The sequence below is a fragment of the Planotetraspora mira genome (genome assembly GCF_016863275.1).
In the GTDB taxonomy this organism is placed as follows: Bacteria; Actinomycetota; Actinomycetes; order Streptosporangiales; family Streptosporangiaceae; genus Planotetraspora; species Planotetraspora mira.
Window position 1 is genome coordinate 16,987 of the sequence record NZ_BOOO01000025.1, and the last position, 10,798, is coordinate 27,784.

A 10,798-nucleotide genomic window follows, 5' to 3' on the forward strand; every position below is an offset into this window, starting at 1 on the left:
TGGTTTCTGCGGCACTACCGTTGCAGGGGTGGAAGAGATCGATCGCCGAATCGTGACGCTGCTGGCGAAGGACGGCCGGATGAGCTTCACGGACCTGGCCAAGGAGACCGGGCTGTCGGTCTCGGCCGTCCACCAGCGGGTGCGGAGGCTGGAGAAGCGCGGAGTGATCCACGGTTACCGGGCCCTGGTGAACTACGACGAGATAGGCCTTCCCCTGACGGCGTTCGTCTCGATCAAGCCGAACGACACGGCGGCGCCCGACGACGCGCCCGAGCGGCTCAGCCATCTCAGCGCGATCGAGGCGTGCCACAGCGTCGCGGGTGAGGAGAGTTACATTCTCAAGGTCCGCGTGGCCTCGCCGCTCGCCCTGGAGGAGTTGCTGCAGCAGATCAGGGCCTCGGCCAACGTCAGCACGCGGACCACCGTCGTTCTCAGCACGCCCTACGACTACCGGTCACCGGGCACGCACGCCGACGTGGAGGACGGCGACGCCGAGCGCTGAGATGCGCCCGGCGTGCCCGTCGGACCCCTCAGCCCGCCTGTGCGGGCACGGGCGGGACGATGCCCTCGCCCTCCCGCGGTGAGCTGAGGAAGTACGCCCGCACCCGCTCGTGCGCCTCGGGGGAGGCGCCCAGGCGGTCGAGGCCGAGCAGGGCCGCCCCGACGATGGGCGGGACGTCCGCGACGACGAGGCGGGCGTGGGGCGCCTGGTCCGCGTACCGCTGCGCGATGAGCGACATCAGCAGGTCGTCGCCCGCGGTGAGGACGCCGCCGCCGAGCACGACCTCGCACGGCCCGCCGAGCAGGTCGAGGCGCCGCATCGCGACCACCCCGAGCACGGCGATCTCGTCGGCCAGCCGTTCCACCAGAGACCGCGCGAGGGCGTCGTGGCGGGCCGCCGAGAGCAGATGCGGCACCAGCGTGTGCAGCCCGGCCATCGGCAACTCGCCGAAGTGCAGGCCCACGACCACGTCCTCGACCGTGGCCGCGCCGAAGCAGGTGCGGACGACGTCGGTCAGGACGGTGGCGGGCCCCCGGCCGTCCTCGGCTCGTACGGCATGCCACAACGTCTCCTCGCCGAGCCCGAAGCCGCCGCCCCAGTCGCCGCTGAGGCGGCCGAGCGCGGGGAACCGGGCGACGCCGCCGGAGGGGGAGACGCCCACGGCGTTGATCCCGGCGCCGCACACCACGGCGACCCCCCAGGCCGTGCCGGCCCCGGCGCGCAGCAGGGCGAAGGTGTCGTTGCCCACGACCGCGTCCCGCCCGTAGCCGCGTACCAGCAACTCGTCGCGGAGCCGCTCCTCCTCGATGGGCAGATCGGCCCCCGCGACATAGGCCGCGATGTGATCGGCGTACGGCGGGGCGGCGCGCTCGTCTCCGGAGGTGCCTCCGGACATCCCGGCGTCCCGGAGGGCCTGCCGTACGGTGTCGCCGACCACGTCGATGGCGGCCACGACGCCGGCGCTCTGCGGGATGAACGCCGGGCCGCGGCCGGTCGCGAGGACGGCGCCGTCCTCGCGCACCAGGGCCACGTCGGTCTTGCTGTTGCCTCCGTCGACCGCGAGGATCGTCCGGAGCCGCTGATCCGAGCCCTCGGCAGCGGTCACCGGGACTCCGCCCACGGCAGGAACGAACGGTTGGCCTCGATCAGCCGCCGGGCCAGGTCGCCGGAGAGCGAGGCCTGGCCGATCAGCGGGTGGCACAGCAGGGCGTCCTTCACCCGCTCCTCGCCGCCGCGCAGGGCCGCGTCGATGGCCAGCGTCTCGTAGGCCGAGACGTGGCCGATCAGGCCGCGGTAGAGCGGCTCGACCGGGGAGACCGGCAGCGGCGTGGCTCCGTGCGCGCCGACGGTGGCGGGCACCTCGATGACCGCGTCGTCGTCGAGGAACGGCAGCGTCCCGTCGTTGCGGGTGTTGACGACCTGGACGTCCCCGCGGTCGTTGACCAGGGAGGCGATCAGCGCGACGGCCGCCTCGGAGTAGAAGGCGCCGCCCCGCTTCTCCAGGAGTTCGGGCTTGGTGTCGACGGACGGGTCGCCGTACATCTCCAGCAGGGTCGCCTCCATGGCCGCGACCTCGGCGGCGCGGGTCGGCTTGGTCCGCTGCTCCTCGACCACGAGGTCGTGCTCGTAGAAGTACCGCAGGTAGTAGGACGGGATCACGCCCAGGTGGCGGATCACCTCGACCGGCAGGCCGACGCTGGCGGCGATCTCCTCCCCGTGCTCGGCGAGGATGCGCGGCAGCACGTCCTCACCGTCGAGATGGACCGAGCGCTCCCAGGTGAGGTGGTTGAGGCCGACATGGCCGAGGGAGATCCGGTCGGGCGAGACGCCCAGCCCGGCGGCGAAGCGGCGCTGGAAACCGATCGCCACGTTGCACAGGCCGATGGCGCGGTGACCGGCGTCGAGCAGCGCCTTGGTGACGATGCCGACAGGGTTGGTGAAGTCCACGATCCAGGCGCCGGGCGCGTGCTTGCGGACCTTCTCGGCGATGTCGAGCACCACCGGGACCGTCCGCAGCGCCTTGGCCAGGCCGCCGGCTCCCGTCGTCTCCTGGCCGATGCACCCGCATTCGAGCGGGAGCGTCTCGTCCACGTTCCTGGCCGCCTGGCCGCCGACGCGCAACTGGAGCAGCACGGCCCCCGCGCCCGCGACCCCTTCCTCGACCACGGTGGTCGTCCTCACCTTGGCCGGGTGGCCCGCGCGGGTCAGCATGCGCTCGGCCATCCCGCCGACGAGCGCCAGGCGGCGCTCGTCCGGGTCGACCAGGGTGATCTCCGACAGGGGCAGTTCGTCGCGCAGGCGGGCGAAACCGTCGATCAGTTCCGGAGTGTAGGTGGAACCGCCCCCGACAACGGCGAGTTTCATATGGTGTGTGGCGACTCGGCGTCGTTCACGGCCGAGTCGCCATCCTCCTTTCAGGTGAGACGTGACGATGTGTGGCTGCGGACCTATTTGACGCCCGTGAGCTTCACTCCCTCGATGAACACCTTCTGGGCGAAGAAGAACACGACGATCACGGGGGCCATCGCCAGGATGGTGGCGGCCATGGTGAGGTTCCACTGGGTGCTGTGCTGCGATTTGAAGGCCGCCAGCCCCAGGGACAGGGTCCAGTGACTCTGGTCGGTTCCCGCGTAGAGGAGGGGGCCGTAGTAATCGTTCCAGCAGAAGAAGAACTGGAACAGCCCCACGGCCGCGATGGCCGGCCGCGCCATCGGGAGGATCACCCGGATGAGGGTGCGGAACTCGCCGCACCCGTCGACGCGTGCCGCGTCGGAGTACTCCCGCGGGATCGTCACCAGGAACTGGCGGAGCAGGAAGATCGAGAACGCGTCCCCGAGGAGCATCGGGATGATCAGCGGCCACAGGGTGCCAGTGAGGTGGAAACGCGCCCAGATCAGGTAGATGGGCACGGCGACGACCTGCGGCGGCAACATCATCGTCGTGATGACCAGCAGGAACGCCAGCTTCCTGCCTCGGAAGCGGAACTTCGCCAGCGCGTAGGCCACGGGGATCGACGACACGAGCATGAACGCGGTGGCGAGCACCGAATACATGATCGTGTTGCTGATCCAGGTCAGCAGCGGCGCCTTCTCGAAGATGTCCGCGAAGTTGCTCCAGTTCCAGGTCTCCGGCCACAACTGCGACGTGAGCGCCTGACGGTCGTTCATGAACGCCGTCAGGATGATGAAGACCAGCGGCCCAAGGAACATGATCGACAAGGCGACGGCGATCGCGTGCTTGGCGATCCAGTAGAGCGTCGCGCGGCCCTTGGGCGAACGGATGCGCGCCGCCGGGCGCCGGGCGATCGTCTCCGGGGCGAGTGTCGCGGTCATGCCTCCTCCTCCGCGAAGCCCCGGAACTGCCGCAGCAGGATCAGGGTGAAGATCATCGAGACGGCGAACAGGATCAGCGCCAGGACACACGCGTAGCCCATGGCGAAGTCCCTGAAGCCCTCCTGGAACAGCCACTCGGGGAAGGTGAGCGTCGACCCGTCGGGGTATCCGGGGGTGAACACCGAGCCCGCCGAGTCGGTCGCGCCCGAGGCGACCCGCGCCGCCACCATCGCCTGGGTGAAGTACTGCAGGGTCTGGATGACCCCGGTCACGGCGGAGAACATCACCACCGGCCGGATGACCGGAAGGGTGATCCGCGTGAACTGCTGCCACGCGCTCGCCCCGTCAAGCGCGGCGGCCTCATACAGCTGTTTCGGCACGTCGAGCAGGGCCGCCATGAAGATGACCATCAGGTCGCCGATGGACCACAGCGCGAGCAGGGTGAGGCCCCACTTCGACCACGCGGGGTCGCCGAACCAGTCCGGCGACTGGATGCCGACCGCGCCCAGGATGGCCTGTACGGGCCCGGTGCCCGGGTTGAGCAGGTAGACGAACCCGAGCGTCCCGGCCACGACCGGCACGAGCGAGGGCAGATAGAAGATCGTGCGGAAGACCCCGGCGCCGGCCTTGAGCTTGGTGACCAGTTGGGCCACGCCGAGGCCGAAGACGACCCGCAGCGGGACCATGACCACGACGAGCCACAGCGTGTTCTTGATCGAGGTCCAGGCGGCGTCGTCCCGGAAGAAGTACTTCCAGTTGAGCAGCCCGACGGGCTCCAGCGTGAACATGTCATAGCGCTGGAAGGAGAAGTACACCGTGGAGATCAGGGGGTAGGCGAAGAAGACGCCGAACCCCACGAGCCACGGGGAGAGGTAGAGCAGCGCGCGGAGGTTGGCGCGGCGCCGTTCCCTGCTGCGGAACGGCGCCGCCTTCCCCCGACGCCCGAGCGTCGCGGTGGCCATGGATCAGTCGCCCGCCGTGAGCTTCAGCTTCTCGTTGATCTTCTTGTCCACGTCGGCGAGGAGCCCGTTCAGGTCGGGCGCCCGACCCGACTCCCACTTGATCTGGGCCTCCTGCATCGTCTGCTGGTTGAAGGCCGAGTTGATGTGGGCGGGCAGCGTGGTGCTGTTGGGGTTGGCGAAGATGTCGAGGAAGGTCTGGAAGTTCGGGTCCTTCTTCAGGTCGGGCGACTGCAGCGCGGGCAGCGTGCTCGGCACGTTGCGGATCGCGTTGGACAGCGTGACGAGGGCGGAGGTGTCGGTGGTCAGGTACTTGACCAGGTCCCAGGCCGCCTCCGGGTTCTTGGCGCCGCGCGGGATGCCGATGACCGTGCCGGCGATGAAGCCCGCGCCGTACCGCTGCGCCTGGTCGTCGGCGACCGGCATGGGGGCGGTCCCGTAGTCGAGGTCCGGGGCGTCCGCGGCGATCATGGCGTTGCGCCACTCACCGTCGACGGCCATCGCGACCTGACCCTTGTTGAACGGGTTGTCCGCCGACCACTCGTCGCCGAAGCTCTTGCGGAACTTCTCGATCTTGTCGTAGCCGTACCAGTCGGTGAGGTCCTTCTGCCAGGTCAGCAGCGTCTTCCACGCGGGGTCACCGCCGACCGCGGAGGTGCCGTCCGGGTTGGTCCACTTCGCGCCGACCATCACACCGGTGTGGATGGGCGCGTTCTCGTACATCTGGCTGGTCGGGACGAAGCCGGCGACCTTGATGTCACCCTTGGAGTCCTTGACCGTGAGCTTCTTGGCGAGGTCGGCGAGCTCGCTCAGGGTCTTGGGCGGCTCGTTCCCCTTCATCAGCTTCTTGTTGTAGTAGAGGCCGTAGGTGTCGGCCAGCATGGGCATCACGCACCGCTTGCCCGCGTACTGCGTGTACTGGTCGATGACCTTGGGGAACAGCGTGCTCGCGTCGATCTTGCTGGCGGTCAGGTAGGGGTTCAGGTCCTGGAAGATGTTGGCCTTGCAGAACTGGGCCACGCTGTCGGTCGTGAACGACAGGGCCACGTCCGGTGGGTTGCCGCCGCGGACCGACTGGATGATCTGGTCGTCCTGGACGGCCTTGGTGGCCTTGACGGTGATCCAGGGGTACTGCTTGTTGAAGCCCTCAAGGGTGTCCTGGAAGGCCTTGAGCTCGTTGTCGGCGCTGAAACCGTGCCAGAACTCGATGGTGACCGGTTCGTGGCTGGTGGCGCTCGGGTCGATCTTCGGCGCGCTCGTCTCGGTGCCGGCCGTACAGGCGGTCATCAGGAACAGGCCGGCCGCGGCCGACAGGACCAGCAGTCGTTTCACGGGGATGCCTCCCAGGTGCGTGGTGGATGTCAGGAGGGGATGGATGGGTTCCTGCGGTCGGGCTCGCCGCGGGTCCGGTCGTGCGGTTCGCGCCGGGAAGTTGTCTCGGGACGGTGGACCGACCCGAAGGTCTCGTCTCTGGCGATGCCGAGGGCGAGGTCGAGGGCACCGGCGAGGACGGGGTTGCCCTCCACGGTGGACAGCCGCAGCGGCGGCCGGGGGATGGTCAGCGTGTGCAACTCCTGCTCGATGAGATCCCGCAGGACCTCGCCGCCGGAGAGCAGCACGCCGCCCGACAGGACGACGATCTCCGGGTCGACGACCGCGGTGATCGCGGCCAGGCCGATCGCGAGGCGGCCGGCGAGTTCGCGCAGCGCCTTCTCCGCCTGCGCGTCGCCGCGTTCGACCGCTTTCACCGCGTTCTGCACGGCCGTGGGCGGTGTCGCCCCGCGCAGCCCGTGCGATCGCAGGATCCTCAGTACGGCAGGGCCGCCGGAAAGCGCCTGGAAGCCGTGGTCGGCCCGCTTGCCGACGTCCCGGGCGGTGGGCGCCCCGAGGACCGGCATGTATCCGACCTCGCCCGCCCCGCCCGTGGCGCCCCTGTGCAGCCTGCCGCCGAGGACCAGGGCCGAGCCGAGTCCGTCGTCGGCCCACAGCAGCACGTAGTCCTGGTGGCCCTGGGCGGCTCCGCGGGTCTGTTCGGCCTGCGCCACCAGGTTCACGTCGTTCTCGACGTCGACCGGCACGCCGATCCCGTCGCGCAGTGTGCCGACGAGATCGGGGATGTGCCAGCCGGGGATGTGCGCGGCGTAGCCCAGCCTGCCGGTCGAGGGGTCGATCGCGCCTCCGATGCCGATCACCACCCGGCTGAGGCTCGCGGGGTCCAGCCGAGGGTCCGCGCAGGCCCCCGCGAGCGCGGCGCGAACCCTCTCGACGACGTCGCCGGCGGAGCGGCCGGGGGTCGGCAGGCGGTGCTCGGCGACGACCGTGCCGGTGATGTCGGCCAGGGCCACGTCGATCCGGCCCGGAGTGACGTCCAGAGCGGCCACGTGCGCCGCCCGGGGGTTGATCCGGTAGAGCTCGGCCGTGCGGCCGGGAAGCCCCTCACGGATGCCGTCGAGGACGACCAGGCCCGCGTCCTGCAGCCGGGACAGCAACTGGGAGGCGGTCGGCTTGGACAGGCCGGTCAGCGCGCCCAACTCGGGGCGGGTGAGGGGCCCGCGCTCCAGCAGGACCATCAGGGCGGCGCGGTCGTTGATGGCGCGCAGGAGGCTCGGCGTCCCAGGTGTCGGCTGGCTCAACGGCACGGTCCTTCCGGCGGCGAGTTAGGAAAGTTTCCTAATTTTGGGAGGACCGTAAGTAATCGTCTTCATGCACGTCAAGGGCGTGTATGTCCTCGAAATCGACTCGTGACCGTAATCGACCCTCATTCGTTGCCGGCCTGCCGCGCCCACCCCCCAGGGCCCCGATCGTGCGTGATCATGCACAGGTTCGTGGATGTCCCCCCTGACCCGCCCCACCCTCCGCCGTGATCATGCACAGGTTCGGGGAAACCACGGCTGACCTGCTGTTTCATGATTCGTGATCATGCACACTTTCGTCGCTCTATCGCCTCACCTGCGGCTTGGCCGTACGTGATCATGCAGGGCGTCACCGAGTGCCAGATCACGAATACAATCGCAGCAGGTCAGAGGTATTGATCACGAACCTGTGCATGATCACGCGGAACGTATGCGCAGGTCACTGCGGCCGCGCGCGAATCTGTGCATGATCACGGCGGGGAGGGCCGCAGGTCGCGCAGCCTCTTTCCGAACTTGAGCATGATCACGGCCCCTTGGCTGACGGGTGGGGGGAGAGGCGACGTAGAATCTGGCGGCCTATGTCTGAGTCAACGGCGGGCGAGCTGGCCCGGGAGCAGAAGTACGTCGCCGCGCTCTATGAGCGCCTCGACGTGTTGCGGGTACGCACGCGCGGACAGCTCGACGGCGTGCTGGCCCAGGGGGCCACGGGCACCCATCAGAACCGGTCCGAGCGCGACTCCTTCGCGGGCATGTACGCGCAGCGGCTCGCCCGGCTGTGGGCGGTGGAGAACAGCCTGTGCTTCGGCCGTCTCGACCACGCCGACGAGACCCGCCTCTACATCGGCCGCCTCGGGCTCTCCGACGACGACCAGCACCGCCTGCTCATCGACTGGCGGGCGCCCGTCGCGCAGCCCTTCTACCGGGCCACTCCGGCGGCCCCGATGGGCGTCACCCGGCGCCGCCACCTCCACACCAGAGGCCGCATCGTCACGGGCGTGGACGACGACCTCCTCGACCTCGACGGCCTGAGCGAAGCCGACCGGGCCTCGCTGAACGGCGAGGCGGCCCTGCTCGCCGCGCTCGGGGAGAAGCGCACCGGCCGCATGCGCGACATCGTGGCGACGATCCAGTCCGAGCAGGACAAGATCATCCGAAGCGAGCTGAACGGGGTGCTCGTCGTCCAGGGCGGACCGGGGACCGGCAAGACGGTCGTGGCCCTGCACCGGGCGGCCTACCTGCTCTACACCTACCGGGAGCGCCTGGAGCGGAGGGGAGTCCTGATCATCGGGCCGAACCCGACCTTCGTGCGCTACATCGAGCAGGTGCTCCCCTCGCTGGGCGAGACCGACGTGCTGCTGTCCACCGTGGGTGAGCTCTACCCCGGGGTGAAGGGCACCCGCCAGGACACGCCCGGGGCGGCGGTCGTCAAAGGATCGATCCGGATGGTCGACGTGATCGCCAGAGCCGTGCGCGAGCGGCAACGCGTGCCGAGGAAGCCGCTGGAGATCAAGCTCGACAAGTTCACGCTCAAGCTCGACCGGCAGACCTTCGACGCCGCCCGGTCGCGGGCGGTCCGCTCCCGCAAGGCGCACAACCAGGCGCGTGCCGTGTTCGTCCGGCACCTGCTGAACGTCCTGACCAGGCAGGCCGCCCGGCACCTCGGCCGCAGCATGCTCGACGACGCCGACTTCGCCGAGCTTCGGGAGGACCTGCGCACCGAGGAACCCGTCCGCGCCGCGCTCAACCGGCTCTGGCCCTACCTCACGGCGCAGCAGTTGCTGATCGGCCTGTACACCTCCAAGGAACGGATGGCCGAGGCCGGCCTGTCGCCCGAGGAGCAGGCCCTGCTCCTGCGGGAACCGCCCCGGCAGGGGGAGAGCTGGTGGAGCGCGGCCGACGTGCCGCTCCTGGACGAGGCGGCCGAACTGCTCGGCGAGATCGACGAAGGCGTGCTCAGGGCCGCCCGCCGCGCCGAGCAGGAGCGTGAGGATCGCATCGCCTACGCCAGGGAGGTCCTGGAGCTGACCGGCATGGCCGACATCATGGACGCCGAGCGTTTCGCCGAGCGCCAGCAGGCCGACGAGGTCTACCTGACGACGGCGGAACGGGCCTCAGGCGACCGTACCTGGGCCTACGGCCACGTGATCGTGGACGAGGCCCAGGAGCTGTCGGAGATGGCCTGGCGGGCCGTCATGCGCCGCTGCCCGACCAGGTCGATGACCATCGTCGGCGACATCGCCCAGACGGGGTCGGCGGCGGGCGCGGCCAGCTGGGGCCGGGTGCTCGAGCCGTATCTCCAGGACCGCTGGCGAGAGGCGTCGCTCAGTGTGAACTATCGCACGCCCGCCGAGCTGATGGAGGTCGCCTCGCGGGTGCTGGAGCTCGTGGGGCCGGACCTCAAGGCGCCGGAGTCCGTGCGGGAGACCGGCGAGCGCCCCTGGGCCATGCGGGTGGACGACCTCGCCGCCGACCTGGGTCCCGTCGTCCGGAACGAGGTCGTCGAAGGCGGCCGGCTCGTCGTGATCGTGCCGTCCTCGGAGGAGGTCCGCCTCGGCGCGGCCGTCGCGGCGCAGGTCCCCGGCGCGGTGACCGGCGCGGGCCCGGCGGCACTGGACGCGCCCGTCTCGGTCATGTCGGTGGCGGACGCCAAAGGCCTGGAGTTCGACACCGTGATCGTCGTCGAGCCCGATCGGATTCTACGCGAGTCGTCGCGCGGCCCAAGCGATCTTTATGTGGCGCTGACCCGAGCCACGCGACGGCTTGGCGTGATCTACACCGGCGGACTGCCAGCCGTTTTGACGCTCCTTGATCAGCGGGCCCGGTGATGGGGGAATAGCGGGAGGTGGCACGATGTGGGGGACATCACTGGAAGACCCTGGATCGACGCCGCTCGCGAAGCGTGTCCTACCTGCGAAAACTTGGTATTTTCGCTGATCGGGACACGGTTGACATCTGCGCTGAGGTCGGTAGTTTGCTGCGCAGTCCAGCACGGGACTGACCGGTTGGCCGTCTCAAGACATCACCGGATTCTGCGTCCGTGACGGAGCGTGACTCCGTCTGCACAGCCAGGCGCAGGTCGGCGTTCCGTCGAGTCGGGGCACCCCAACCGGCCGGGGGGTTGGACCCAGGGAGGGGTCCGGACACCCAGTAGACAACGGAACTCCGCGCCCGCCGCCGACGGGACGAGAACCGGTCCGAAGGGCCGTCCGGGCCCCCTTCCGCCGTGCGCGGCGAAACCGTGCGTGGAGACACGCCAGGTGGTCCTTGGGTCCTCCGCGAGGGGCTCAAGGATCACACCGGCCGTGGCGGCCGGCCAGGCCCGTCCGCGAGCGCCCAGCGGCGCCGGACGGGAAGCCCGCCCTTCTCGACGGC

The 10,798-nt window shown here is 69.7% G+C and carries 8 protein-coding genes; 2 read left to right on the forward strand and 6 right to left on the reverse strand.

Going from position 1 to position 10,798, the window contains the following annotated elements; all coding sequences use genetic code 11:
- The first annotated feature begins 28 nt into the window (after positions 1-28).
- A complete protein-coding gene (locus tag Pmi06nite_RS23765) occupies positions 29-502 on the forward strand; it encodes an Lrp/AsnC family transcriptional regulator (protein WP_203955307.1) in 474 nt (157 codons plus the stop codon).
- Between the two features lie 28 nt (positions 503-530).
- Here Pmi06nite_RS23765 and Pmi06nite_RS23770 read toward each other — a convergent pair whose 3' ends face one another.
- The 6 genes from Pmi06nite_RS23770 to Pmi06nite_RS23795 form a co-directional block, all read right to left on the reverse strand.
- Complete coding sequence (locus Pmi06nite_RS23770; protein ID WP_203955308.1) at positions 531-1,607, reverse strand: N-acetylglucosamine kinase; 1,077 nt, start codon at positions 1,605-1,607, stop codon at positions 531-533.
- On the reverse strand, positions 1,604-2,866 hold the full coding sequence (locus Pmi06nite_RS23775) for a 6-phospho-beta-glucosidase (protein WP_203955309.1): 1,263 nt from the start codon (positions 2,864-2,866) through the stop codon (positions 1,604-1,606). Before Pmi06nite_RS23775 ends, Pmi06nite_RS23770 begins: the two co-directional genes overlap by 4 nt.
- A gap of 83 nt (positions 2,867-2,949) precedes the next feature.
- Entirely contained in the window at positions 2,950-3,834 is an 885-nt protein-coding gene (locus Pmi06nite_RS23780; RefSeq protein ID WP_203955310.1) for a carbohydrate ABC transporter permease, read from the reverse strand.
- Positions 3,831-4,796, reverse strand: coding sequence for a carbohydrate ABC transporter permease (locus Pmi06nite_RS23785; RefSeq protein WP_203955311.1), 966 nt, complete (start codon positions 4,794-4,796; stop codon positions 3,831-3,833). Before Pmi06nite_RS23785 ends, Pmi06nite_RS23780 begins: the two co-directional genes overlap by 4 nt.
- A 3-nt stretch (positions 4,797-4,799) precedes the next feature.
- Positions 4,800-6,125 (reverse strand): ABC transporter substrate-binding protein, encoded by a 1,326-nt coding sequence (locus tag Pmi06nite_RS23790; RefSeq protein WP_239114161.1) that lies wholly within the window; start codon positions 6,123-6,125, stop codon positions 4,800-4,802.
- A 29-nt stretch (positions 6,126-6,154) separates the two neighbouring features.
- Positions 6,155-7,426: an ROK family transcriptional regulator gene (locus Pmi06nite_RS23795; RefSeq protein WP_203955312.1), complete on the reverse strand. Its 1,272-nt coding sequence runs from the start codon at positions 7,424-7,426 to the stop codon at positions 6,155-6,157.
- Positions 7,427-8,004: 578 nt separating this feature from the next.
- Here Pmi06nite_RS23795 and Pmi06nite_RS23800 point away from each other — a divergent pair.
- Positions 8,005-10,251, forward strand: a complete 2,247-nt coding sequence (locus Pmi06nite_RS23800; RefSeq protein ID WP_203955313.1) for a HelD family protein — start codon at positions 8,005-8,007, stop codon at positions 10,249-10,251.
- Positions 10,252-10,798 lie beyond the last annotated feature (547 nt).

Bases quoted from the DNA above. Each gene is read 5' to 3' on its own strand.
- Pmi06nite_RS23775 (WP_203955309.1), bottom strand. From the start codon at position 2,866: ATGAAACTCGCCGTTGTCGGGGGCGGTTCCACCTACACTCCGGAACTG.
- Pmi06nite_RS23785 (WP_203955311.1), bottom strand. From the start codon at position 4,796: ATGGCCACCGCGACGCTCGGGCGTCGGGGGAAGGCGGCGCCGTTCCGC.
- Pmi06nite_RS23780 (WP_203955310.1), bottom strand. From the start codon at position 3,834: ATGACCGCGACACTCGCCCCGGAGACGATCGCCCGGCGCCCGGCGGCG.
- Pmi06nite_RS23800 (WP_203955313.1), top strand. From the start codon at position 8,005: ATGTCTGAGTCAACGGCGGGCGAGCTGGCCCGGGAGCAGAAGTACGTC.